24 protein-coding genes and 3 pseudogenes are annotated in these 23,362 nt (G+C 70.4%); 15 read left to right on the top strand and 12 right to left on the bottom strand.

The features are described 5' to 3' along the window. The first annotated feature begins 72 nt into the window (after positions 1-72). Complete coding sequence (locus KSF81_RS18180) at positions 73-1,122, top strand: zinc-binding dehydrogenase (RefSeq protein WP_217380168.1); 1,050 nt, start codon at positions 73-75, stop codon at positions 1,120-1,122. Between the two features lie 207 nt (positions 1,123-1,329). Here the strand turns inward: KSF81_RS18180 and KSF81_RS32285 are convergent. Together KSF81_RS32285 and KSF81_RS29985 are read right to left on the bottom strand one after the other, a co-directional pair. Continuing rightward, a pseudogene (locus tag KSF81_RS32285) lies at positions 1,330-2,148 on the bottom strand (aldose epimerase family protein); the annotation flags it as partial. A 71-nt stretch (positions 2,149-2,219) separates the two neighbouring features. Further along, positions 2,220-2,840, bottom strand: coding sequence for a hypothetical protein (locus tag KSF81_RS29985; protein WP_254453604.1), 621 nt, complete (start codon positions 2,838-2,840; stop codon positions 2,220-2,222). Between the two features lie 259 nt (positions 2,841-3,099). Here KSF81_RS29985 and KSF81_RS18170 point away from each other — a divergent pair, with 259 nt between their 5' ends. The 8 genes and pseudogenes from KSF81_RS18170 to KSF81_RS18140 all read left to right on the top strand — a co-directional run bounded on the left by KSF81_RS18170 (position 3,100) and on the right by KSF81_RS18140 (position 9,364). Beyond that, positions 3,100-3,399, top strand: a complete 300-nt coding sequence (locus tag KSF81_RS18170) for a hypothetical protein (RefSeq protein WP_217380167.1) — start codon at positions 3,100-3,102, stop codon at positions 3,397-3,399. 97 nt (positions 3,400-3,496) lie between these two features. Then, a complete protein-coding gene (locus KSF81_RS18165; protein WP_217380166.1) occupies positions 3,497-4,777 on the top strand; it encodes an aspartate aminotransferase family protein in 1,281 nt (426 codons plus the stop codon). A gap of 11 nt (positions 4,778-4,788) precedes the next feature. Next, a complete protein-coding gene (locus KSF81_RS18160; RefSeq protein ID WP_217380165.1) occupies positions 4,789-5,307 on the top strand; it encodes an NAD(P)-dependent oxidoreductase in 519 nt (172 codons plus the stop codon). Further along, positions 5,285-5,746 carry an NAD(P)-dependent oxidoreductase gene (locus KSF81_RS18155; protein WP_309139609.1) on the top strand — a complete coding sequence of 154 codons (462 nt, stop codon included), beginning with the start codon at positions 5,285-5,287 and terminating at the stop codon, positions 5,744-5,746. The genes KSF81_RS18160 and KSF81_RS18155 overlap by 23 nt, the downstream gene beginning before the upstream one ends. Before the next feature lie 161 nt (positions 5,747-5,907). Further along, positions 5,908-7,581: a hypothetical protein gene (locus KSF81_RS18150; protein WP_217380163.1), complete on the top strand. Its 1,674-nt coding sequence runs from the start codon at positions 5,908-5,910 to the stop codon at positions 7,579-7,581. A gap of 325 nt (positions 7,582-7,906) precedes the next feature. Continuing rightward, a complete protein-coding gene (locus KSF81_RS18145) occupies positions 7,907-8,401 on the top strand; it encodes a hypothetical protein (RefSeq protein WP_217380162.1) in 495 nt (164 codons plus the stop codon). Continuing rightward, positions 8,398-8,490, top strand: a pseudogene (locus KSF81_RS31585) (hypothetical protein); the annotation flags it as partial. The gene KSF81_RS18145 and the pseudogene KSF81_RS31585, both read left to right, overlap by 4 nt. Positions 8,491-8,518: 28 nt before the next feature. Next, positions 8,519-9,364 (top strand): NAD(P)/FAD-dependent oxidoreductase, encoded by an 846-nt coding sequence (locus tag KSF81_RS18140; RefSeq protein ID WP_254453603.1) that lies wholly within the window; start codon positions 8,519-8,521, stop codon positions 9,362-9,364. A gap of 10 nt (positions 9,365-9,374) precedes the next feature. On the opposite strand, the gene KSF81_RS18135 is transcribed toward KSF81_RS18140, so the two are convergent. Beyond that, a complete protein-coding gene (locus KSF81_RS18135) occupies positions 9,375-9,797 on the bottom strand; it encodes a helix-turn-helix transcriptional regulator (protein WP_217380161.1) in 423 nt (140 codons plus the stop codon). A gap of 80 nt (positions 9,798-9,877) precedes the next feature. Between KSF81_RS18135 and KSF81_RS18130 the strand changes: the two genes are divergently transcribed. Further along, complete coding sequence (locus KSF81_RS18130) at positions 9,878-10,138, top strand: GlsB/YeaQ/YmgE family stress response membrane protein (protein WP_217380160.1); 261 nt, start codon at positions 9,878-9,880, stop codon at positions 10,136-10,138. 27 nt (positions 10,139-10,165) lie between these two features. After that, positions 10,166-10,342 (top strand): hypothetical protein, encoded by a 177-nt coding sequence (locus KSF81_RS18125; RefSeq protein ID WP_217380159.1) that lies wholly within the window; start codon positions 10,166-10,168, stop codon positions 10,340-10,342. A gap of 27 nt (positions 10,343-10,369) precedes the next feature. Here KSF81_RS18125 and KSF81_RS18120 read toward each other — a convergent pair whose 3' ends face one another. Together KSF81_RS18120 and KSF81_RS18115 are read right to left on the bottom strand one after the other, a co-directional pair. Beyond that, positions 10,370-10,594 carry a cold-shock protein gene (locus KSF81_RS18120; RefSeq protein WP_305801206.1) on the bottom strand — a complete coding sequence of 75 codons (225 nt, stop codon included), beginning with the start codon at positions 10,592-10,594 and terminating at the stop codon, positions 10,370-10,372. Further along, the gene (locus KSF81_RS18115; RefSeq protein WP_217380157.1) at positions 10,509-10,997 is read right to left on the bottom strand and encodes a cold-shock protein; all 489 of its coding nucleotides are present in this window, start codon (positions 10,995-10,997) and stop codon (positions 10,509-10,511) included. The genes KSF81_RS18120 and KSF81_RS18115 overlap by 86 nt, the downstream gene beginning before the upstream one ends. Before the next feature lie 279 nt (positions 10,998-11,276). Here KSF81_RS18115 and KSF81_RS32280 point away from each other — a divergent pair. Beyond that, positions 11,277-12,182, top strand: a pseudogene (locus KSF81_RS32280) (TauD/TfdA family dioxygenase); the annotation flags it as partial. A 189-nt stretch (positions 12,183-12,371) separates the two neighbouring features. Here the strand turns inward: KSF81_RS32280 and KSF81_RS18105 are convergent. The 5 genes from KSF81_RS18105 to dctP all read right to left on the bottom strand — a co-directional run bounded on the left by KSF81_RS18105 (position 12,372) and on the right by dctP (position 16,808). Further along, the gene (locus KSF81_RS18105) at positions 12,372-13,160 is read right to left on the bottom strand and encodes an alpha/beta fold hydrolase (protein WP_217380156.1); all 789 of its coding nucleotides are present in this window, start codon (positions 13,158-13,160) and stop codon (positions 12,372-12,374) included. Positions 13,161-13,285: 125 nt separating this feature from the next. Then, a complete protein-coding gene (locus tag KSF81_RS18100) occupies positions 13,286-13,813 on the bottom strand; it encodes a cupin domain-containing protein (protein WP_254453602.1) in 528 nt (175 codons plus the stop codon). A gap of 158 nt (positions 13,814-13,971) precedes the next feature. Beyond that, positions 13,972-15,258 carry a TRAP transporter large permease gene (locus KSF81_RS18095; RefSeq protein ID WP_217380155.1) on the bottom strand — a complete coding sequence of 429 codons (1,287 nt, stop codon included), beginning with the start codon at positions 15,256-15,258 and terminating at the stop codon, positions 13,972-13,974. Further along, positions 15,259-15,768 carry a TRAP transporter small permease gene (locus KSF81_RS18090; RefSeq protein WP_309139608.1) on the bottom strand — a complete coding sequence of 170 codons (510 nt, stop codon included), beginning with the start codon at positions 15,766-15,768 and terminating at the stop codon, positions 15,259-15,261. Then, positions 15,765-16,808: a TRAP transporter substrate-binding protein DctP gene (dctP, locus tag KSF81_RS18085; RefSeq protein ID WP_217380153.1), complete on the bottom strand. Its 1,044-nt coding sequence runs from the start codon at positions 16,806-16,808 to the stop codon at positions 15,765-15,767. Before dctP ends, KSF81_RS18090 begins: the two co-directional genes overlap by 4 nt. 88 nt (positions 16,809-16,896) lie before the next feature. Here dctP and KSF81_RS18080 point away from each other — a divergent pair, with 88 nt between their 5' ends. The 3 genes from KSF81_RS18080 to KSF81_RS18070 are packed head-to-tail and all read left to right on the top strand — an operon-like array spanning position 16,897 to position 20,463. Then, positions 16,897-17,652: an SDR family NAD(P)-dependent oxidoreductase gene (locus tag KSF81_RS18080; protein ID WP_217380152.1), complete on the top strand. Its 756-nt coding sequence runs from the start codon at positions 16,897-16,899 to the stop codon at positions 17,650-17,652. Between the two features lie 9 nt (positions 17,653-17,661). Further along, positions 17,662-19,239 (top strand): acyl-CoA synthetase, encoded by a 1,578-nt coding sequence (locus KSF81_RS18075; protein ID WP_217380151.1) that lies wholly within the window; start codon positions 17,662-17,664, stop codon positions 19,237-19,239. Between the two features lie 51 nt (positions 19,240-19,290). Then, positions 19,291-20,463, top strand: coding sequence for a multidrug effflux MFS transporter (locus KSF81_RS18070; protein ID WP_217380150.1), 1,173 nt, complete (start codon positions 19,291-19,293; stop codon positions 20,461-20,463). 188 nt (positions 20,464-20,651) lie between these two features. Here KSF81_RS18070 and KSF81_RS18065 read toward each other — a convergent pair whose 3' ends face one another. Then, complete coding sequence (locus KSF81_RS18065; protein ID WP_254453601.1) at positions 20,652-22,322, bottom strand: acyl-CoA synthetase; 1,671 nt, start codon at positions 22,320-22,322, stop codon at positions 20,652-20,654. Further along, positions 22,307-23,128 carry an enoyl-CoA hydratase gene (locus tag KSF81_RS18060; protein WP_217380149.1) on the bottom strand — a complete coding sequence of 274 codons (822 nt, stop codon included), beginning with the start codon at positions 23,126-23,128 and terminating at the stop codon, positions 22,307-22,309. The genes KSF81_RS18065 and KSF81_RS18060 overlap by 16 nt, the downstream gene beginning before the upstream one ends. Between the last annotated feature and the right edge of the window lie 234 nt (positions 23,129-23,362).

Here is a 23,362-nt window from a genome sequence, read left to right as displayed (position 1 = left end):
GGGATGCTGTTGCCTTCACGCGGATCGGGCCTAGCATCACCTGCAACCGCTTAGGCGAGGGAGGAAACAGGCATGCGTGGCGTGGTGTTCCTGGGCGACCGCGAACTGGATCTCATGGGATTCCCGGACCCGGCCCCCGGGGCGGGCGAGGTGGTGTTGGAGATGAAGGCCTCCGGCATGTGCGGCAGCGACCTGAAGCACTACCGGCGCCCGAGGGGCGTGCGGCAGAACAACGGCCTGCCCGCCGCCAGCGGCCCGGTGATCGCCGGGCATGAGCCCTGCGGCGTGGTCGCCGCTGTCGGCCCCGGAGTCGATCCGCGCCAGGCGCGCATCGGCGACCGGGTGATGGTGCACCACTACCAGGGCTGCACCACCTGCGGCCATTGCCGCACCGGCTGGCAACAGCTTTGCCAGCGCACGGCGGTGAAGGTCTATGGCAACAACAGCCATGGCGGCCATGCGCGCTACATGGCGGTTCCCGCGAATACGCTGGTGCCGCTGCCGGAGGAACTGAGCTTCGCCGCCGGCGCCGCCATTTCCTGCGGCACCGGCACCGCCTATGGCGCGCTCAGGCGGATGAACATCTCCGGCAACGATACCATCGCAATCTTCGGCCAGGGACCGGTCGGGCTCTCCGCCACGCAGCTCGCGGCGGCCATGGGGGCGCGCGTCATCGCCCTCGACATCAGCCCGCAGCGGCTGGACCGCGCCCGCGCCTTCGGGGCCGCCGAGACCATCGACCCGGGCGCCACCGACCCGATCGCCGCGATCAAGGACCTCACCCATGGGCTCGGCGCCGACCTGACGCTCGATACCTCCTCCGCGCCCGAGGCGCGGCTGGCGGCGATCCGCAGCACCAAGGTCTGGGGCACCTGCTGCTTCGTGGGCGAAGGCAACGAGGTCACCATCGATGTCAGCCCGGACATGCTGCGCAAGCAGCTCACCCTGATCGGCAGTTGGACCTTCTCCACGGTCGGCCAGGCGGAATGCGCGCAATTCGTGATCGACCGTGGCATCCGGGTGGACGACCTCTTCACCGAGCAGTGGCGGCTCGACCAGGCGGCGGAAGCCTATCGGCTCTTCGACCGGCAGAGCAGCGGCAAGGGGGTCTTCCTGCTGTAGCGGCTTGTATCCTGCCGGCCGGTTCACGCCCTCGGGCTTCGCCTCCGGACGACCGGGCGGTTCACCCGGCGCTGAAGCGGTACAGCGTGCGCGAGCGGAACACCTCGCCCGGCCGCAGCACGGTGGAGGGGAAGGCCGGGTGATTCGGGGATCCGGGAAGTGCTGGGTTTCCAGGCAGAGCCCGGCGTGGCGGCCGAGCGGCCTGCCGTCGCGGCCGTGGCGCGAGCCGTCCAGGAAATTGCCGCTGTAGAATTGCAGTCCCGGCTCGGTGGTCAGCATCTCCATCGTGAGGCCGGGCACCGCAAGCCGGGCGGCGAGGCGCAGCCCCATCGCGTCCGCGGCGCCGTCGAGCACGAAATTATGGTCGTAGCCGCCGGCGATCCGCAATTGCGCATCGGCCTCGCCGATGCGCGTGCCGATGCGGCGGGGTGCCAGGAAATCGAAGGGCGTGCCGGCCACCGGACGCAGCTCCCCGGTCGGGATCAGGGTCGGATCCACGGGCGTGAAGCGTCCGGCGGCAAGGGTGAGCGCATGGTCCAGGATGTCGCCGCTGCCGGCCAGGTTGAAGTAGCTGTGGTTGGTGAGGTTGAGCACGGTCGGCCGGCTGGTGCTGGCCTCATAGTCGATCGAGAGCGCGCCATCCCCTGCCAGCGCATAGCGCACAGAAACCCGCAGCGCGCCGGGGAAGCCCTGGTCGCCGTCCGGGCTGAGATGCGTGAGGGTCAGCGCACTGCCGCCCGCCTCCGGCGCCGCCTGCCACAGCGCCCGGTCGAAGCCCTGCGGCCCGCCATGCAGCGCATTCGGCGGGTTGTTCACCGGGACCCGGTAGTCCTGGCCCTCCAGCGTGAAGCGGCCATTGGCGATGCGGTTGGCGAAGCGGCCGATGGTGGCGCCGAGATAGCCGTCATCGGCCAGGTATTCGGCGGGGGTGGCGAAACCCAGCACCACCTCCACGGGGGCGGCATCAGATCCCGGCACCCGCAGCGACAGTAGCCGAGCGCCCTGGGCGCCGATGCGGGCCTCCATGCCCCGGCCATCCGTCAGCGTGAATTCCGATGCCGGCATCGCGCGCCCTACGCCGCCGCCCATCGCATCCGCTAATTCTTGCCGCCGCCACCGCCGCCGCCGTTGCCGCCGCCACGGTCGCCCATCCGGCCGACGCGGTCGAGTTCGGATGCGGCGCGGCTGGTCGCCTGGTTGGCGATGGGCAGCGGCGGCAGATTGGCCAAGCGCTGCAGGGTCTGCTGGCCCGCCGGGAAGACCGGCGGCGCGAGGAGGCTTTGGGCCGCCGCGGGGTCGCCCGCCCGTAACGCGCGGGAGGTGCCATAGAGCGCATCGATCACCGCCTGGGGCGGCGCCTGCGGCGCGATGCCGAGGACGGCGCGCTCCTCCCGCCGCGCCTGCTCCAGTTCCAGCCCCACCGTCGGGTCGAATTCGCGCCAGCGCGGCCCGGTGGGAATCTCGGTGGCAAGGTATTCGAGCTGCGCGACGGCGCGGGCCGCATCGGCCGGGCGGCCGGCCAGCGAGGCCGGCGTGCCGAAGGCATAGGCGGTGTTCAGGATCGCGGCCCGGGTCGGGTCGCCCGCGCCCACCACCGCATCCGGCGGCAGGGAGGCCCAGACCGGGCCTGAGCCCGCTCCTTGGGGGCCGGGCTGGACGCATCCGGCCAGCAGCGTCACCAGCAATGCGGCGCCGGCGGATCGGATCGGGTCAAGCATACGCGGAGATCCTTGGTCCTGTCGGTTCACGCTCGGTCGGTCCAGCCGGCCCGCGAGCCAGGGACCGGAGCATCCTCAAGCATGAAGTCAAGCAGCAGGGCATCGGTTCCATGGACCGGGCATTACGGCCGCGGTCCGAGGATCATCATCCAGTTTCATGAATTTGCATAATGACTCCGGATGGGGCCGGGTCCCGCAAGGGCCAGCGGCTCGATCGATCGTGCGGTGTCCGGCGGGACCGCACGGCCGTTGGATCGGCATGACCCATGTCATTCTTGCCGGGCGTCCCTTCGTCTTCCTGCTGCTGGCCATCCTGGCCGGCTTCGTCATCGGTGCCGCGGCGGCGCGGCAGGGCCTTGGCCAGCAGCAATCCCTGAGCATCGGCGCGGCCGTCCTGCTGGCGCAGGTCGGAGTGTGCATCGGACTGGTCGGGCTTGGGGCGCCTCCGGTTGTCGCCCAGGGCGCCGCGCTCGGCCTCGGCGTCATGGCCACGGCCATGGCCACCAGCCCGGCGTGGCCGCCCCTGCTGCGGAACCTGGCCGGCGACCGCCAGGGGTAGCATTCGCCGGGCCAGCCTACCCGGCTGGTCGCCGGGCGGCATCGCGGCGTAACCTCGCTCCGGCCCGAGCCCCAGGAGCGATCGGATGAGCGACCGGATGAGAGAGATACACCGCAGCGACGCCGAGCTGGCGCTGATGGAGCGGGCACGCCGCGTGTTGCCGGCCGGCGGCTTCGGCAACATGGCCGCCGACATCGTCGTCCGCGAGGGTCGCGGCGGCCGCGTGCGGGATGTCAGCGGCAACGAATACGTGGATTTCCTGCTCGGCTCCGGCCCGATGTTCATCGGCCATGCCCATCCGGAGGTGGTGGAGGCGGTGCAGCGGCAGATCCCGCTCGGCACCACCTTCTTCGCCAACAACGAGCATGGCATCCGGCTGGCGGAGGAGATCGTCGCCGCCTTGCCCTGCGCCGAGCAGTTGCGCTTCGTCAGCACCGGCACCGAGGCCGATCTCTATGCCATGCGCGCCGCCCGCGCCTTCCGCCGCCGCGACCGCATTCTGAAATTCGAGGGCGGCTATCACGGCATGAGCGATTACGGGCTGATGAGCCTGGCGCCGAAGCGGCTGAACAACTTCCCCGTGCCGGTGCCGGATTCCGCCGGCATTCCGCGCAGCGTGCGGGATGAGGTTCTGGTCGCGCCCTATAACGACGCCGAGACCGCGGTGCGGCTGATCGAGACGCATCACGACGAATTGGGCGGCGTCATCGTCGAGCCCTTCCAGCGGCTGATCCCGCCGCAGCCCGGCTTCCTGCAGGCGCTCCGCGAGGTGACGGCGCGTTTCGGCATCCCGCTGATCTTCGATGAGGTGGTGACAGGCTTCCGCTTCGCCTATGGCGGAGCCCAGACCTATTACGGCGTGACACCCGATCTCTGCACGCTGGGAAAGATCATCGGCGGCGGCTTCCCGCTGGCCGCCATCGCCGGGCGCGCCGACATCATGGCGCATTTCGACCGCGGCCTGGTCGGAGATGACGGGTTCCTGATGCAGATCGGCACGCTTTCCGGCAATCCCGTCGCCGCCGTGGCCGGGCTTGCCACGCTGGAGGTGCTGCGGCGCCCGGGCGCCTATGAGCAGGTCTTCGCCACCGGCCGCAGCCTCTGGGACGGCATCGACCGGCTGCTGAAGCAGGCCGGCCTGCCGGCGCAATTGGTGGGCGAGCCCCCGCTCTTCGACGTGGTCTTCACCGATGGCGAGGTGCGGGACTACCGGGCGACGCTCCGCGCCAACCAGGCGATGCAGCAGCATTTCAACCGGCACCTTCGCGCCGGCGGCGTGCTGAAGGGCGAGAGCAAATACTACCTGTCGTTGGCGCATACGCCCGAGGACATCGCGCAGACGCTGGAGGCCTTCGCCACCGCGACCGCCGCGCTCTAGGAGCAGACATCATGGCCCAGCCCTCGCTGCTGCTCTGGATCGACGAAGCCGGCGCCTATCGCGATGCCATCGCCGCTGCCGGCCTCGCCGACCGCCTGCGCGTCACCACCCTGCCGCGCGGTGCCACGCCCGATGCGGCGATGCTGGCGGAGACCGAGGCGCTGCTCGCCTGGGGGGCGCCACCGGGCCTGCTTGCCCGGATGCCGCGGCTGCGTTGGGTGCAGGCGCTGACCGCCGGGGTGGAGGCCTGGCTGGCGCGGGACGACCTGCGGGACGGCATCACGCTCACCTGCGCCCGCGGCACGCATCGGGTGGCAATGCCGGAGAATATCCTCGGCGCGCTGTTCCATCTGACTAAGCCCTACCACGCTGCCGCCCTGGCGCAGCGGGAGCATCGCTGGACCCGACGGGTCGGCGTGCCGCTGGCGGGCCAGACGCTCGGCATCCTCGGCCTCGGCGCGATCGGGCAGGAGGTGGCGCGCAAGGCGGCGGCGCTGGGAATTGCGGGTGATCGGCACGCGCCGCCATGAGGGACCGCTGCCGGGGGTGGAGCAGGTCTTCCCGCCGGAGCGGACGCCGGAGGTGCTGGCGCAATCGGATTTCGTGCTGCTGCTGCTGCCGGTCACGCCGGAGACCACGGAGATCATGGACGCGCGGTGCCTCGCCATGATGAAGCCCACGGCCTTCCTGCTGAATTTCGGCCGCGGCCAGCTCATCGTGGATGCCGACTTGGTGGCGGCGGTGCGGGACCGCCAGATCGCCGGCGCGGTGCTGGACGTTTTCCGCCAGGAACCCCTGCCGCCGGAGCACCCCTTCTGGAGCACCGAGGGCATCACCGTGCTGCCGCATATCGGCGGCATGCACCCGACGCGCGACGCCCTGGTGGCGGCGCTGCTGGTGGAGAATCTCCGCCGCTTCCTCGATGATGCGCCGCTCACCGCCGTGGTGGACCGCGCCGCGGGCTATTAGGCGGCCATGTCGCCGCAGGGCTGAGGCACCGCGCGGCCCATCCGGGCGCCGCGCGAAGCCTGCCCCTCTCGTGGGCCAGGCCAGTGCCGGCTGCCTCGACAAAGCCATGCTTCACCGGAAAAAGCCGGGGGTTCAGCACCGGGAAGCAGGAGTCGCCATCCATGCCGCCAGCCGTTACCGAATCCGCCGGCCGCACGGCCCTGCGGCTGCTGCTGGTCGTGCTGACGGGTGCCCTCTCGGTCGGCTTCTTCTTCCGCTACCAGATCGCCAACGGCTTCACCCTGCTGTTGGGCGACCGGCATGACGCGGTGATCGAGATCTCGATCCTGGAGCACTGGTACAATGTGCTGCGCGGGCTCTCGCCCTGGTCGCAGACCGGCTATTTCCACCCGGTGCCCGGCACGCTCGGCTACAACGACGGCTATCTGCTCTTCGGCCTGCTGCATGCGGGCTTCCGCGCCGCCGGGGCCGATCCCTTCCTGAGCGGCGAGCTGGTGAACCTCACCACCCGGGTGATCGGCTTCGGCGCCGCCTTCCTCACCGGCCGGCGGGTACTGCGCCTGGGATTCGGCTGGGCGCTGCTGGGCGCCGTGCTCTTCACCATCAGCAACAACCTCTTCATCCGGGCCAGCCACGCCCAGCTTTTCAGCGTCTCCTTCGTGCCGGTGCTGGCGCTGCTGCTGCATGGCGCACTTGGGGCCTTGCTGGAGGGGCGCCGCGCCGCGCTGCTGGGCTGGGGTGCCGGCTGCTGCCTCGGCTTCGCCGCCCTGCTGATGACCGGCTTCTACATGGCCTGGTACAGCCTGTTCTTCGGTGGCGCCGCGCTGCTGGCCTGGCTCGCGGTGGCGGGAAGGGAAGGGCGGCGGGCGCTGTTCCTGGCCTTGCGGGCGCAGGCCCTACCGCTGGTGGCGCTGCTTGCCCTGGCGGTGGTCTGCAATCTGCCCTTCCTGATCCTCTATCTCCCCAAGGCGGCCGAGACGGGCATGCATCCCTGGGCAATGGTGCTGAGCCATACCCCCTCGCTGCTGGATGTCGTGCATGTCGGCGAGCGGAACCTGCTCTGGGGCTGGCTCGTCACCCTGCTGAACGACGGCTTCCGCCCCGGCTTCCCGGCCTGGAGCGAGCGCATGACCGGCCTGCCGCCCCTGCTGCTGCTGGGCTTCGGCGCCGCCCTGGCCTGGCTCTGGCGCGGCGCCGGCGGCATGGCGCCGGCGCGGCTGGCGCTGCTGCGGGCGTTGGGCCTGGCCAGCCTGGTCACCTGGGCGCTCACCCTCCAGGTCGGCGGCGTGACCGGCTGGTCCCTGGTCTATCAATGGGTGCCGGGCGCCAGGGCGGCGCGGGTGGTGGCGCGCTACCAGATCTTCATCACCCTGCCGGTGATCGGCCTGGCGCTGGCTTGGCTTGCCAGCCGGGTGCGGCGCTGGCCCCGGCCCGTCATCGCCCTGGCCTGCGCCCTGCTGCTGCTGGAGCAGGTCAATCTCTACGCACCGCTGTTCCTCGACCGGCCCTATGAACTGGCCAGGCTGAATGCCGTGCCGCCGCCGCCCGCCGGATGCCGCGCCTTCTACGTCACCGCCGCCCGCGCCGAGAGCCGCTTCGGCGAGGCGGTGGAGGATGCCTACAACCACAATGTGGAGGCGATGCTGGTTGCCGCCGTGCTTCACCTGCCGACGGTGAACGGCATCTCCACCTTCAACCCGCCGGGCTGGCCTGCCGCGCTGCCGGGGCAGCCGGCCTATGCCGCCGAGATCCGCGCCTGGGCGGCGGCGCATGGGCTGGAGGGGCTCTGCGGGCTCGACCTGCGGCGCATGGCATGGAGCCCGCCGCTGGCCTGAGGGTCGAACCCTGGCTTTCCCTCCGCGTTGCCGCCTGCTGCATCGGAGGCCGCAGCATGGACAGGAAGCACAAGCCGCCAGAGGACGAACCAATGGAAACGGGGGCACGGGAGGGGCCGGCCGCCGGCACGGTCGATCGCCCGATCCCCCCCAGATCAGGCGCAGCCGGGCGACCGTTCGGAACTCGGCGCCAATCTTGGCGGGCCGGTGGATGTCTTTCCGGGGCCGCAGAGCGGGGCGGTGGACCACCGCACCCCGGACGACGCGACACGGCAGAACCGGCCCGGCCCGGCGAAGCGGCGCCGCTGAGGGAGGCCACGGCCGGATGCGGCTGTTCCTCGACCTCGATGGGGTACTGGCGGATTTCGACCGCGGCGTACAGGCGGTGACCGGCAGCCGGCCGGAAGCCTTGCCGCTGCGCGCCATGTGGCAGGCCCTGGCGCGCGAGCCACGCTTCTTCGAGACCCTGGAGTTCATGGCGGATGCGCTGGATCTCTGGCGTTTCTGCGAACCGCACCAGCCCACCATCCTCACCGGCCTGCCGCTCGGTGCCTGGGCGCCGGAGCAGAAACGGCGCTGGGTCGTCCGGATGCTCGGCGCGCATGTGCCGGTCATCACCTGCATGAGCCGCGAGAAGGGGCGCCATTCCGGCCCCGGCCATGTGCTGGTCGATGACCGTGCCAGCGCCCGCGAGGGCTGGGAGCGGGCAGGGGGCGTCTTCGTGCATCACCGGGACGCGGCCGGCTCCATCGCCGCGCTGCGTCGGCTCGGCTTCACCGGCACGCCGGCCGAAGGCGCCGCGCTGGACCCCACGGGGTGAGCCTGGCGGCCCCGCCGCAGGCAGAGGTGCTGGATGCCCTCATCATCGGCGGCGGCCCGGCCGGCCTGACCGCCGCGCTTTATCTCGCGCGCTTCCAGCGGCGCTTCCTGCTGGTCGATGCCGGCGCGCCCCGCGCCGCCTGGATTCCCGGTCAGCCACAACATCCCGGTCTTTGCCGAGGGGATCGCCGGGGCCGAGATCCTGGCGCGGCAGCGGGTGCATGCCGAACGCTATGGCGCCCGCATCCTGGCCGGCACGGTCACGGCGCTGGATCGGAGTCCCGGTCATTTCAGCGCGATCATTGAGGGACCCGAAGCGCCCACCCGACCCACCTACGCGCGGCGGGTGCTGCTCGCCACCGGTGCCGAGGATATCGAGCCGGATCTGCCCGACCTGCCGGACGCGGTGCGGCGCGGCCTGGTCCGCTACTGCCCGATCTGCGACGGGTATGAAGCCCGCGGCCGGCGCATCGCGGTGATCGGCCATGGCGACCGCGGCATGGGGGAGGCGATCTTCATCGCCCGCACCTATTCCTCCGATGTCACCCTGCTGACGCTCGGCCAAAGGATGGAACTGTCGGATGAACAGCGCGAGAGGTTGGCGCAGCACGGGGTGAAGCTGGTCGAGGCGCCGATCCAGGCGCTGGACGTGCAGGATGGCCGCATCACCGCGCTGCGGCCGCGGCAGGGCGAGGAATACCGATTCGACATCCTCTATTCGGCACTCGGCCTGCAATGCCGCTCCGGGCTTGGCAGCGCGCTGGGGGCGCGGCTGGATGGTTCGGGTGCCCTGCTGGTGGATGCGCATAACCGCACCACGGTACCGGGCCTCTACGCCGCCGGCGGCACGGTGCGGGGGCTGGATCAGATCGTCGTCGCCATGGGTCATGCGGCGATCGCCGCCACGCATATCCACAATCACTGCGAAATCCCGACCGAGGACGAGCCGCGGGAGGAGGCGTGACCGGCCGGCATCAGCCCTTTTTCGCGCGGCTCCGCCTGGGGGCCGGCGCGGGTTCCGGCTCCGGCCCCGCCATTCTCTGCGCCACCCGGAGCAGCGCCTGTTTCGATTGCAGGTCGAGCCGGCCATAGGCGCTGAGCAGTGCCTCCTGGTCGGCGGCCAGCAGGCCGAAGGACTTCTGGTCCTCCTCCAGGAATTCGGCCGGCGGCATTACATCCGGGTCGAGTCCGACCAGGTATGAGACGGAGCATTCCAGCACCTCGGCCAACCGCACCAGCCGGCTGCCGCGCGGCACCGGTGCGCGCCCGGCCAGGATGCGGTCGATCCCGTCCGCCGGCAGGCCGGCGCGGCGGGAGGCCTCGACCGCGGAGAGGTCCATCCGCTCCAGCCTCGCCTGGATGATCTCCGCCATTGGCGGGGGCGACTGTTCCGGCATCTGCACTTCCTTGTTCCTGCCGCGGAACCCGGAGCGCGGCAAATGCTTATCCTGCCCGGAACGGAGCGGAGGACGGGCGCATGGGTTTCATCTGGAGCATCATCATCGGCTTCATCGCCGGCGTGGTGGCGAAATTCCTCATGCCGGGGCGGGACCCGGGCGGCTTCATCATCACCACCCTGCTTGGCATTATCGGCGCGGTCGTCGCCACCTGGCTGGGGCAGGCACTGGGCTGGTACCGGGCGGGCGAGGGGGCCGGGTTCATCGGCGCCGTGGTCGGGGCCATCATCCTGCTGGTGATCTACCGCATGGTGGCCGGACGCGGCGCGGGGCACACCTGAAGGCGGCCAGAACAGGGAGTTCAGGGCATGGATGCCCAGGCGATCAAGGCACTTATCGCCCGCGAAAGGCCGGGTTGGCAGGTGGTCGAAGTCACCGAGGTGAACAACGAATCCGGCCCGTCCTTCACCGTGGTCGTGAAGCAGGGCGGCCAGCGCCGCACCCTGCTGGTGCGTGAAGGTCAGATCCTGGGGGACCGCGGGTAACGCCCCGACGGTCCCCAGGAAAATCCGTCAGTCGCCGCGGACCGAGGCGGCTTCCGGCCCCTTCTTGCCCTGGACGACGGTCATCATCACCGACTGGCCCTCGGCGAGCGGCTGCATGCCGCTGCGCTCCAGCGCCGTCGCATGGACGAAGACGTCCTTGCCGCCGCTATCGGGCGTGACGAAGCCGAAGCCCTTCTGGGCATTGTACCATTTCACGGTGCCGCGCATCTCCTGGCCATCGCCCATGGGCATGGAGGAATAGCCGCCGCGTGGCGCGCTGGAGCGGGAGGGGGGGCGGTGCGTCGCCTTCCTTGATCTCCAGCACTTCGGTGACCTGCTGCCCCTTCTGCCCGGGACCGACCCGGACCCGGAGGGTCGCGCCCGGGTTCACCGCATCGACGCCGGCACGCTGCAGCACGCTCACATGCAGGAAGGCATCGCCCGACCCGCCGGAGACCTCAACGAAGCCGAAGCCCTTCTCCGCGTTGAACCATTTGACCACCGCGCCGACCTCGGGGCCGGCGAAGGTCGATAGCGGCCGGGAGGAGGGGCCGCTCGAGGGCGGCGGCGACCAGCCACCACCTTCCTGCGGGAAATCATCATCGAATCCACGCTTGCGGGGCCTGCGTGAGCGCCAGCTATCCTTGTCGGCCATGTCCTGAACTCGTCGGTCCTCTTGCGGCCGAGGCGGGTTGTCCCGCACCGGCCTGCCCATCCGAACGCCCCGACGGAATGCCGGCGGGACGCCTGGGTGGCCACATCGTGGCGAGCGGCAACCACCCGGAACTTGCTTTGAAGAGCATTAGCCGCCCCGCGGCAAGCTTTCCTGTGTGAAAACCGCGCCACGCCCGGTTCCGTAAGCCGTTCCGCCCACGGCACGGGCTCGTCCAGGTTGCCCGGCGGGGCAGGGCGGCCCTAGGGTTCAGGCCAAGAAATGCCTTGGAGGGTCGCCATGAACATCCTCGCAACCTCGGCCGGCCTGCGGCCGGTTTCCGGCCCGGCCGCTTGGCATGGCCCGGAGATGGCCCGGCGAAGGGATTGGATTCGGCCCCTCTCGGTCGCCGAGATCGCCGAATTGGAAGCGGCGGTCGCCCGGCTGGACGCCACCGGCATCGATATCGCGCGTATCGGTCCGAAGGATCTCGCCGCCCCCGGCCTCGAGCCACTGGTGGAGCAGATCCGCCAGGCGGTGCTGCATGGCAGCGGCTTCATCCTGCTGCGCGGCCTGCCGGTGGAGCGCTGGAGCCTCCGGCAATGCGCCATCGCCTATTTCGGCCTCGGCGCCATGATCGGCGAGCCGGTGTCGCAGAATGCCATGGGCCATATCCTCGGCCATGTGAAGGATATCGGCACGGATTACGCCAAGCCCACCGGCCGCGGTTACCAGACGGCGGCGCGGCTGCCCTACCATTGCGACAGTTCCGATATCGTCGGGCTGCTCTGCGTGAAGCCGTCGAAATCCGGCGGGCTCTCCAGCATCGTCAGCTCCGCCGCACTCTACAACGAGATGCTGCGGCGCGACCCCGCGCTGCTGGCCGAGCTGCTGCGGCCGGTATATCGCGATCGCCGCGGCGAGGTGCCGGAGGGCGCCGAGCCCTGGTACGCCGTGCCGGTCTTCAACCCGATGCCGGATGGCGGGCTGGTCGCCACCTATGTCCGCAGCGCCATGCGCAAGGCGCAGCGTTTCCCGGAGGTACCGCGCATCACCCCGGCGCTCGACGCCGCCTGCGACCTGCTGGACAGCCTGGCGGACAGCCCGGAATCCCATCTCGACATGGAATTCCGTCCCGGCGACATCCAGTTCCTGAGCAACCACTGGATCATGCATTCCCGCACCGAATCGAGGACTTCCCGGAGCCGGAGCGCCGCCGCCACCTCTTCCGCCTCTGGCTGGCCTGCGCCGATGGGCCGGCCCTGCCGGAGGTCTATACCCGGGCCTGGCAGGGCGCGACCGCCAGCGGCCGCCCCGCGGGCATCCGAGTGCCAGGCGTGCCGCTGGTGGCGCCGCTCGACGCCGTATAGGAGCCGGTCAGCCGCCGAGGAATTCCAGCACCGCCGCGGCGAAGGCATCGGCGCGGGTGATGGGGAAGAAATGCCCGCCATCCGGCAGTGCATGCAGCCGCGCGCCTGGGATGCGCGCCGCCATCTCGCGCTGGTGGTGATGTGGGATGATGGCGTCGTCCATCGCGCCAATCACCAGCACTGGCGCGCCCGCGGCCCCGAGCAGCGGCGTGCCGTCATAGGCCAGCAGCGCTCCGATCCGCTCGGCCCAGAGCGCCTGCAACGCCGCCTCCTCGGCGCCCGGCGCCGACCCCGAGGGGCCGAAATCGCCCGTCTCGACCAGCCAGGCCGGCGGATAGGCGAGGAAGCGGCCGAAGCGTTCGTAGCCGGCGAAGTCGAGGCCCCGCAGCACCTCCAGCCGCAGCGTGAAAAGCGCGCGGACATAGGCATCGGCCCGCACCCAGCCGCCGCTCAGCACCAGGCCCGAGAGCGGCAGGCGGCCGCGCGCGGCAAGGGTCAGGGCGATGGCGGCGCCGGTCGAATGCCCGGCCAGCGCGAAACGCCCGAGATCGAGCGCGCCGGCCACCGCCTCCACATCCTCGGCAAGGCGCTCCACCGTGACCGGCAGGCTGCCGCGCGTGCTGGCGCCGATGCCGCGCTGGTCGAAGGTGATGACCTGGTGCCGCGCCGCCAATAGCGCTCCGCTCCGGCCCCAGAAACCCGCGGTGCCGCCAAGGCCGGAGACCAGCAGCAGCGGCGGGCCCTGACCCTCGATCCGCACTGCGATGCTGGCGCCATCCGGCAGTTCGACCTGCATGGCGCGGGCTACCGCAGGTGCAGGTGCATCGGCAGCCCATCCCGCTGGCAGGTACCGACGGGTTGGCCGAGCCTGCCCGGCCGGATGCGGCAGCCGCGCTCCCCGAGGATCATTTGCCCATTCCTTCAGCCGCGCTTGGTCACGGTGCCGAAAACCGTCTCGGCCTCGATCTGCAGCACATCGGCCGGGCGCGGGAAGGGCGCGGGCGGCGGCTCGCCGGCGCTGCGGGGGCGGCCGATGCGTTCGAAGAAGTTCTCCAGCCCGCCGGGCAGGATCAGCCAGAGGAAGGTCAGCGGAGCCTCGCCGGTATTGTGGAAGGCATGCGGCCGGCCGCGCGGGAAGAAGAAGCAGCCGCCGGGCGCCATGGGGTGGCGCGCGCCCTCGATCTCCGCCTCGCCCTGGCCGGACAGGACCAGGATCACTTCCTCGTTCGCGTCATGCACGTGTTCGCGCACATGGCAGCCGGGATCGACCGTCTGGGTGCCCATGGCGAAGGGCGTTTCGGCGCCGGTCATCGCCTGGTCCAGGATGCAGCGGACGAAGCCATTGGCGGGCACCGGCTGCCAGAAGCTGCGGCCTTCCTCGGGGGCGAGGATCACCAGCCGGGCGGGGCTTGGCAACGCGGCATCGGGCATCGCGGGGTCTTTGGCCATGGGGTGCGATTCCTGTCTCCCTCTGCCCGCGAGCTTGCTGGCGGCGGTGCTCCGCCAGGCAAGCCGCGATACCGGGGAGGCCTGCGGAACCTTGCCTTTCTTCCGCCGCGCATGGAAGCCTCGCGGTGTGAAAGGGGCGCGAGCAGACCGGCAGCCGGTCAGAGCCCGCCCAGGTTGCGCGGCAGCCAGAGCGCGATCTCCGGGAAGCCGACCACCAGGGCCAGTGCCACGAACATCGCCAGGATCATCCAGACCACCCAGGGGATGGTGCTTTCCATCGTCACCCCGGCGATCCGGCAGGAGACCATCAGGTTCACCGCGAGAGGCGGGGTGAACTGGCCGATCGCGATCTTCATGGTGAGGATCACGCCGAACCAGGTGAGGTCCCAGTGAAAGGCATTGGCGATGGGGATGAGCACCGGCAGCAGGATCAGGAAGGTGGAGACGCCGTCCAGGAACATGCCGATGACGATCAGCACCAGCATCAGCAGCGCGATGGTGCCGTATTCGCCGAGCCCCAGCCCGACGATCCAGGTGGCGATGGGCTGCACGATGCCGAGCGTCGAGGTGCTCCAGGCGAAGACCGAGGCCAGGGCGATGATGATGAGGATGACGGCGGAAAGCTCACCGGCCTCCACCAGCATCTCGTAGAGGTCGCGCAGGCTCAGCGTGCGATAGACCACGAAGCCGATGAAGAGCCCGTAGAACACCGCCATGACGGCGGCCTCCGTCGGGGTGAAGGCGCCGGTCCGCATGCCGCCCAGGATCACCACTGGTGCCAGTAAGCCCCAGAAGGCTTCCTTGAAGGTCCGCCAGACGGAAAGCGCCTCCCGCTCTGGCGACTTGCCGCCGAAATCCCGCAGCATGGAAATGACGACGATCGGCACGATGATGGCGATGCCGGCCAGGATCCCCGGGAACATCCCGGCCAGGAAGATCGCCGGCACCGAGACCCCCGGCACCAGCACCGCATAGACGATGAAGGCGATGGAGGGCGGGATCAGGATATCGGTCGCCGCCGCGGCGCCGACCGTCGCCGCGATGAAGGAACGGGGATAGCCGTCCCGCACCATGCTCCGCGTCACCACCTGGCCGACCGCCGCCGAGGTGGCCGGGCCGGAGCCCGAGATGCCGCCGATCACCATCGCCACCAGCACCGCCACCGAGGCCAGCGCGCCACGCCCCGCGCCGACGATGGCCGTCGCGAAGCGCACCAGGCGCAGCGCCACCCCGGTGCGGTCGAAGACGCTGCCCACCAGCACGAACATGGGGATGGCGATCAGCGGATACTTGGCGATGCCGGCATAGACATTGGTCGGCACCGCGACGATGGACTGGTCCGCCAGCCAGATCGCCAGCGTTCCCGCCAAGCCCAGCGCCACCCCAATCGGCACGCCGCCGAGCAGCATGGCCACGAAGGCGGCGAAGAGGATGCTGCCGGTCATCTAGCCATCCAGGCCCCGCGCCAGGCGCAGCATCCGGCCGAGCGCCCGGCCGATCACCGCGAGCGAGAGCAGCGGCAGCCAGATGGTGTACCACCATTGCGGCAGGTCCAGCCCGGCCGACATGATCTCGAAGCGGTATTCGTCCCAGGCGAGGCTGGCGCCCCAAAGGGCCAGGATGCCGAACATCAGCACCACCAGCGCCAGCGCCACCCCCTCCGCGATCCGCCGGCCCCTTGGCGGCAGCATCTCGGCGAAATAGCCGATGCGGATATGCCGCCCCGCCGCCGTCGCCAGGGAGGTGCCGAGCAGCGTCAGGATGACCATCAGCGCCACCGAATATTCCTCGGTGAAGGCGAGGCTGACATTCGAGAGATAGCGGATCGCCACATTGGCCGCGGTGATCAGCGCCATCGCCGCCATGGCGGCGGCGATGAGCAACTTCTCCAGCGTGAGCGGCACCCGGGTCGGCGGGTCCGGCGCCAATGCGCCGGGGTCGAGTTCCGCTGTCACGAGACCGCGCTGACCGCCGCCTCCGCCTTCCGCACCAGATCGGCGCCGACGGTGCCGGCCCATTTCTGGTAGACCGGCCGGGTGGCCTGGGCGAAGGCGCGCTTCTCCGCGGCGCTCAGCACCGTTGTCTCGACGCCGCGCCGGGCCAGTTCCTCCAGCGAGGACCGGTCGGCATCCTCCATGCCCAAACCCTTGCGGGTCAGCGCGATCTGCTGCCGCCCGGCCTCCTCGGCGCATTCCCGCACGAGTTGCTGGTCGGCGGCGGAGAAGCTGTTCCAGACCTGCTTCGAGAGGGCGAAGACCAGCGGGTCGTTCACGTAGTTCCAGATGGTGAGGTGCTTCTGCGCCAGCGTGTCCATGCGGAAGGCCAGGAACAGGTTGATCGGGTTCTCCTGCCCGTCCACCGCGCCGGTGGAGAGCGCCGGCTGCAGGTCGGCGAAGGACATCTGCACCGGATTGGCGCCCAATGCCTCGTAGATGTCCTTGAAGATGTTGCCGGCGGCGAAGCGGATCTTCATGCCGCGCAGGTCGGAGGGCGCGCGGATGGCCCGCTTGCTGTTGGAGATCTCGCGGAAGCCGTTCTCGCCCCAGGCCAGCGGCACCACCTCGCGGCGTTCGATCACGCTGAAGATGTCGCGCCCCGGCTCGCCGCGGATCACCGCATCGAAGGCGCGGTGGTCGGGCATCAGGAAGGGAAGCTGGAACAGGCTGGCCTCCCGCACCTGCGGCGAGATGTTGATGGTGGAGAGCACGGCGAAGTCGATCACGCCCTGGCGCATGGCCAGAAGCTCCCGCGTCTGGTCGCCGCCGACCAACTGGCTGCCGGGATAGACTTTTACTTGTATCCGGCCGCCGCTGCGCTGGGTGATCAGGTCCGCCCAGATAAAGGCGCCCTCGGCAAAGGGAATCGGCCGGTTACCGACCACCGAGAGCTTGTATTCCGCCCGGTAGCCCGCCTGCGCCCGCGCCACCACCGGGGCGGCCAAAGGGGCCACCAATCCGGCGAGCACCGCGCTCCGGCGCGTAATTGCTGTGTTCATTGGCCCCTCCCCGAATCGTGGCGATTGCCGGGCTGCACCCGCCCGCCCGGGATGCGATGATGCCCCACCTGGCGCAAGGGGGGAAACAATGGCCGAGAGGGTGCTGGCGATCACGGGCGGGGCCTCCGGCATCGGCCTGGCGGTGGCGGAGGCGGCGCTGGCCGAGGGCTGGCGCGTGGCGGTGGCCGATCGCGATCCGGCGGCGCTGGAAAGGGCACGCGACCTTCTGGACCCCGCCCGCTCCAGCATCACCGCGCTGGACGTGACGGATGAGTCGGCAGTGGAAGCCTGGATCACCGCCACCGCCGGGCAGGGCAGGCTGGCCGGCGCCGTCGCCGCGGCCGGCATCGCCGCCGATATTCCGGCGCTCGACACGCCGACCGAGCTGTTCCGCCGCATCCTCGATGTGAATGTCACCGGCAGTTTCCTGCTGGCCCGCTCGGCCGGGCGGGCGATGCGGGATTCGGGCGGCGGCTCCATCCTCTGCATCGCCTCGGTGACCGGACTGCGCGGGGCAAAGGGGCGGGTGGCCTATGGCGCCTCCAAGGCGGGGGTGATCAACCTGGCGCAGGTGATGGCGATCGACCTGGCGCCTTACGGCATCCGGGTGAACGCGCTCTGCCCCGGCCCGGTCGAGACGCCGCTGGTGGCGCGGCTGCATGGGCCGGAGATGCGCGCGCAGTGGCTGCGCCACCTGCCGCTCCGCCGCTATGCCACGCCGGAGGAGATCACGCCCATGGTGCTGTTCCTGCTGGACGAGGCGAAAAGCAGCTATCTCACCGGTCAGGCCATCGCGGTGGATGGCGGCTATGCCGGCGCCGGGCTGATGCCGCCGGGGAATTGAGAGGACAGCATGGGCCCCGCCACCGCCATGAATCTCGGCCGTCTGCTCACCCAGACGGCCCGCCGCCTGCCGGACCACATCGCCCTGGTCTGGGGCGACCGCCGCTGGACCTGGGCGGAACTGGACGCCCGGGTGGACCGGCTCTGCGCGGCGCTGCGGGTACGTGGCATCGGTAGGGGCGACCGGGTGCTGGTGCATTCCCGCAACACCAACGCCATGTTCGAAAGCATGTGGGCCAGCTTCAAGCTCGGCGCCGTCTGGGTGCCCACCAATTTCCGGCTGACCCCGCCCGAGGTCGCCTATCTCGCCGCCACCTCCCGCGCCCGGGCCATGCTGCGCGACCGCGGCTTCGCAGGGCATGCCGATGCGGTGCGGGGCGCCGGACCGTGGTGCGAATTCGTCCTGGCCACCGGCGATGCCCGTGCCGATGAGGTGGATTACGAAGCGGCGCTGGCTGCCGCCACGCCGCCGTCCCCGGACCATGAGGCGGATGTCGAATACGGCGACCCCGCCTGGTTCTTCTTCACGTCAGGCACCACTGGCCGGCCCAAGGCGGCGGTGCTGACGCATGGCCAGTTGGCCTTCGTCGTCACCAACCACCTGGCCGATCTCTTCCCCGGCGTCACCGAGCGGAGCGCCTCCCTGGTGGTGGCGCCACTCTCGCATGGCGCCGGCATCCACCAGCTCGGCCAAGTGGCGCGTGGCGCCCGCACCGTGCTGCTGCCGGCCGAGCGCCTGGACCCGGAGGAGGCCTGGCGCCTGGTGGAGGAACATCGCGTCGGGAACATGTTCACCGTGCCGACCATCCTGAACGCGCTGGTGGCCCACCCCGCGGCGGGCGAGCGCGACCATTCCTCGCTGCGCCACGTCATCTATGCCGGGGCGCCGATGTACCGCGCCGACCAGAAACGGGCGCTGGAGGTGCTCGGCCCCTGCCTGGTGCAGTATTTCGGCCTAGGCGAAGTGACGGGGAACATCACCGTCCTGCGGCCGGACCAGCACAGCCTGGCGGAGGACCCATCCTTCCCGCTCGGTTCCGTCGGCGCGCCCCGTACCGGCATGGACATTGCCATCCTGGACGAGGCCGGGCGCCGCCTGCCGCCGGGCACGACCGGCGAGATCTGCGTCCGCGGCCCCGCCGTCTTCGCCGGCTATTTCGAGAACCCAGAGGCCAACGCGAAAGCCTTTCGCTTCGGCTGGTTCCATACCGGTGACCTTGGGCATCTCGATGCGCGCGGCTTCCTGCATCTCACCGGCCGCGCCGGCGACATGTACATCTCGGGCGGCAGCAACGTCTATCCGCGCGAGGTGGAGGAGGCGATCCTCACCCATCCCGCCGTGCTGGAATGCGCGGTGGTCGGCCTGCTGCATCCAAAATGGGGCGAGGCGGGCATCGCCGCCGTGGTGCCGCGCCCCGGCGCCGCGGTGACGGAAGCGGAGGTGCTGGCGCATCTCGCCCCGCGCCTCGCCCGCTACAAGCAGCCGCTGCGTGTGCTGGTCTGGGAGGCGCTGCCGAAATCCGGCTATGGCAAGGTACCGAAAACCCTGGTGCGGCAGCGGATGGAGGCAGAGGGGGCGGGCTTCTGACCGCAGCCCCCGCCCTGGTCCGGTGCGGCGCCGGGTGATACCCAGCCGGCCATGCGTGGCATTTCCCTCAGCGTCATCATCCTCCTCGGTGCCCTGACCGCCATCGGGCCGATTTCGACCGATATCTACCTGCCCTCCTTCCCCGCCCTGGGCGCCGAGTTTGGTGCCAGCCCGGCGGCCGTGCAGCGGACCCTGGCCGCTTCCTTCCTCGGCATGGCGCTTGGCCAAGTGGTCTATGGGCCGCTCTCGGACCGCCTCGGGCGGCGGCTGCCGCTCTGCATCGGCATGGGGGTCTTCGCGCTGGCCTCGGTGGGCTGTGCGCTGGCGGATGGCATTCTCGGCCTCACTTGGCTGCGGCTGATGCAGGCGCTGGGGGGATGCGCCGGGCTGGTCATCGGCCGCGCCGTGGTGCGCGACCTGGCGGAGGGTGCCGCCATGCTGCGGCTGATGTCGCAGCTCATGCTGGTTTTTGCCCTGGCGCCCATCCTCGGGCCGCTGCTCGGCGGCTGGCTGGTGACGGAGTTCGGTTGGCGTTCGGTCTTCTGGCTGCTGGCGGGTTATGGAGTTGCCCTGGCGCTGGCCATCGCGCTGCTGCTGCCGGAAAGCCTGCCCCCGGAGCACCGCCAGCATGGCGGTCTGGCCGAGGCGCTGCGCATCTATCTTCGCCTGCTGCGCGACCGCCGCTTCCTCGGCAGCACCTTCAGCGGCACGCTGCCGATGGGCGGGCTGTTTGCCTATATTGCCGGCTCACCCTTCGTCTTCATGCAATTGCATGGCGTGCCGCCGGAACGCTACGGGTTGTTCTTCGGCGCCAATGCCATCGGTCTCATGGTGGTGTCGCAGGTGGTGGGGCGGCTGGCGCATCGGGTGCCGCCGGCGCGGATGCTGCCGGTGGCCCAGGCTGCCGCGGCCGTGGCCGGCGCGGCGCTGCTGCTGACGGCGACCACCGGCTGGGGCGGCTTCCCGGCGCTGGTCGCGACGCTCTTCGCCTTCATCGCCAGCCTTGGCGGCATCATGCCGATCGCTGCGGCGCTGGCCATGGGGCCGCAAGGGCGGGTGGCCGGCAGCGCCTCCGCCGTCATCGGCATGACGCAATTCGGGGTGGGCGCCCTGGCCAGCCTGCTGGTCGCCACCCTGCAGGACGGCACAGCGCTACCGATGGCGCTGGTGGTCGCGCTCAGCGGCGTGGGCGGGTTGATTGTCGGCCGGCTGACGCCGCGCTAGTGGTCCGATCCTGACACTTGGTTCCCAAGTGTCAGGTGGATCGGCCCACAAAATGAACGGCTAGTGGTGCGTGCCAGGCGGTAACAACCGTCTGGCACGCACCACTAGAGCAGATCGCCGCAGGGCGGAAGCGCCCGGAGGCGTGAATCTGCTCTACAAACAACAGGCTACAGCGGCGTGCCGAACCATCAATTCGGCACGCCGCTGTAGCTGGCCCGCACCTGCCCGCGCAGCATGTGCTTCTGGATCTTGCCGGTGCTGGTGCGCGGCACCTCGGTGAAGACCACCTGTTTCGGTGCCTTGAAGCCCGCCAGGTGCTGCCGGCAGAAGGCGATCAGCTCCGCCTCGCTCGCCGTGGCGCCGGGCTTCAGCTCGACAAAGGCGCAGGGCACCTCACCCCAGCGCTCATCCGGCTTCGCCACCACCGCGGCCACCGCCACCGCGGGGTGGCGATAGAGCGCCTCCTCCACCTCGATGCTGCTGATGTTCTCGCCGCCCGAGATGATGATGTCCTTGGAGCGGTCCTTCAGTTGCAGATAGCCGTCCGGGTATTTCACCGCGAGGTCTCCGGTATGGAACCAGCCGCCGGCGAAGGCGGCTGCCGTGGCGGCCTCGTCCTTCAGGTAGCCCTTCATCACCACATTGCCGCGCATCACCACCTCGCCAAGCGTGGCGCCATCCGCCGGCACCGGCCGCATCGCGGCCGGGTCCATCACCTCCAGTCCCTCCAGGGCCAGGTAGCGCACGCCCTGCCGCGCCATCAGCCGCGCCTGGTCGGCGGCTGGCAGCGCGTCCCATTCGGCATGCCATTCATTCACCACCGAGGGGCCGTAGCATTCGGTCAGCCCATAGACATGCAGCACGGCGAAGCCGGCCGCGCGCATCGCCGCCAGCACGGCCTCTGGCGGCGGCGCGCCGGCCACCACGAATTGCACCGGGGCGGGCAGGGCGCGCTTGGCCTCGGCGGGCGTGTCCAGCAAGGTCGCCATCACGACAGGCGCGCCGCACATATGCGTCACGCCATGCTCCGCCATGAGCTCCCACATCGTGGCTCCGCGCACCGCGCGCAGGCAGACATGCGTGCCCGCCACGGCGCAGACCGTCCAGGGGAAGCACCAGCCGTTGCAATGGAACATCGGCAGGGTCCAGAGATAGACGGGATGCCGCCCCATGCCGGAGGACAGCACATTCCCCGTGGCCAGAAGCTGCGCCCCCCGGTGGTGATAGACCACGCCCTTCGGCTGGCCCGTGGTGCCGGAGGTGTAGTTGAGCGTGATCGCATCCCACTCGTCCCGCGGCATCAGCCAGGCGAAACCGGGGTCGCCCCCCGCCAGCAGCGCCTCGTAATCGGTCCCGCCGAGCGTATTGCCGCGCGCGGAGTCCGGGGCCTCCGCATCATCCACCTCCACCACCAGCGGTGGCGACGGCATCTGCGCCAGCGCCACGCGCAGCACGGGCAGGAATTCGCGGTCGGCGATCACCAGCTTCGCCTCGCCATGGGTGAGGATATAGGCGATGGTGGCGGCATCCAGCCTGGTATTGATGGTGTTCAGCACGGCGCCCGCCATCGGCACGCCGTAATGGCATTCGACCATCTCCGGGATGTTCGGCAACAGCGCCGCCACCGTATCGCCGCGCCCGATGCCGCGCGCCGCCAGCGCCGAGGCCAACCGCACGCAGCGCTCGCGCAGGCTGCGATAGGGCCGGCGCAGCGCGCCATGCACCACCGCGATGTGGTCCGGGAAGACCGCGGCCGCGCGTTCCAGGAAGAGCAGCGGCGTCAGCGGCTGGAAATTCGCCGGGTTGCGCCCGAGCCCCGTCTCGAAATCCATCTCCGCCTCCGCTAGCGATGCCGCCATTCCGGTTGGCGCTTGCCGAGGAAGGCGCCGATCCCCTCGGCGGCATCCTCGGCCAGGAGATTCTCCACCATGACAGCGCCGGCCGCCGCATAGGCTTGCGGCAGGTCGAGGCCAAGCTGCCGATTGAAGCCCCGCTTGCCCATGCGCACCGCCACCGCCGAGCGCGCGGCGATGCGCCGTGCCAGATCCAGCGCCGTCTCCAGCACCGCATCCGGCGGCACCACCCGGTTGACCAGGCCGATGCGGTGCGCCTCCTCGGCCGGCACCATTTCGCCGAGCAGCAACATTTCCAGCGCCGGTTTGCGCGGCACGGCGCGGGAGAGCGCCACCGCCGGAGTCGAGCAGAAGAGCCCGATATCCACCCCGGGCGTGCAGAATTTGGCGGCCTCCGAGGCCACCGCCAGATCGCAGCTTGCCACCAATTGACAGCCAGCCGCGGTGGCGATGCCCTGCACGGCCGCGACCACCGGCTGCGGCAGTCCCACCACCGCCTGCATCACCGCGCCGCATTCGGCCATGCATTCGGCGAAGAAGGCCTCGCCGCCATCGGCATCGGCGCGATGCGCGGTCAGTTCCTTGAGGTCGTGCCCGGCGCTGAAGGCGAGGCCATTCGCCGTCAGCACCACCGCCCGCACGCCATCCTCGGCCGCCACCTCCGCCAACCGGGCGCGGAGCGCCGCCAGCATGGCGCGGGAGAGGCTGTTGCGGGCCGCCGGGCGGTTCAGGGTCAGGATCGCGACCGCCCCCTCATCCTGGCGGAGCACGAGTGGCGTATTGTCGCCCTGTGGGGCGGGGGAAATGGACATCGGGCCGGGCCTTCCTTCGCGTGCCGCCAATATGCCGCTGCCGTCCGCCAGGGCAAGCACCACGGCTGATCGGACCCGGGCCAAGCGAACCGCTGCCATTCTCAGCCGGCGGAGGTGGGTTCTGGAATGGCTTGCGGAAGGCGTAACGACCAGCCCCGTCAGGCTGGAGGGCTCCGGCAGTCCCGGCACCTGGCGCTGCCGTCTGGGCAATGGATCGGCATCGCCACGCCGACG

Source organism: Siccirubricoccus sp. G192 (assembly GCF_019084075.1).
Classification (GTDB): domain Bacteria; phylum Pseudomonadota; class Alphaproteobacteria; order Acetobacterales; family Acetobacteraceae; genus G192.
Note: the sequence above shows the minus strand (reverse complement) of the source record. Positions and strands in the feature narration are given on the sequence as shown.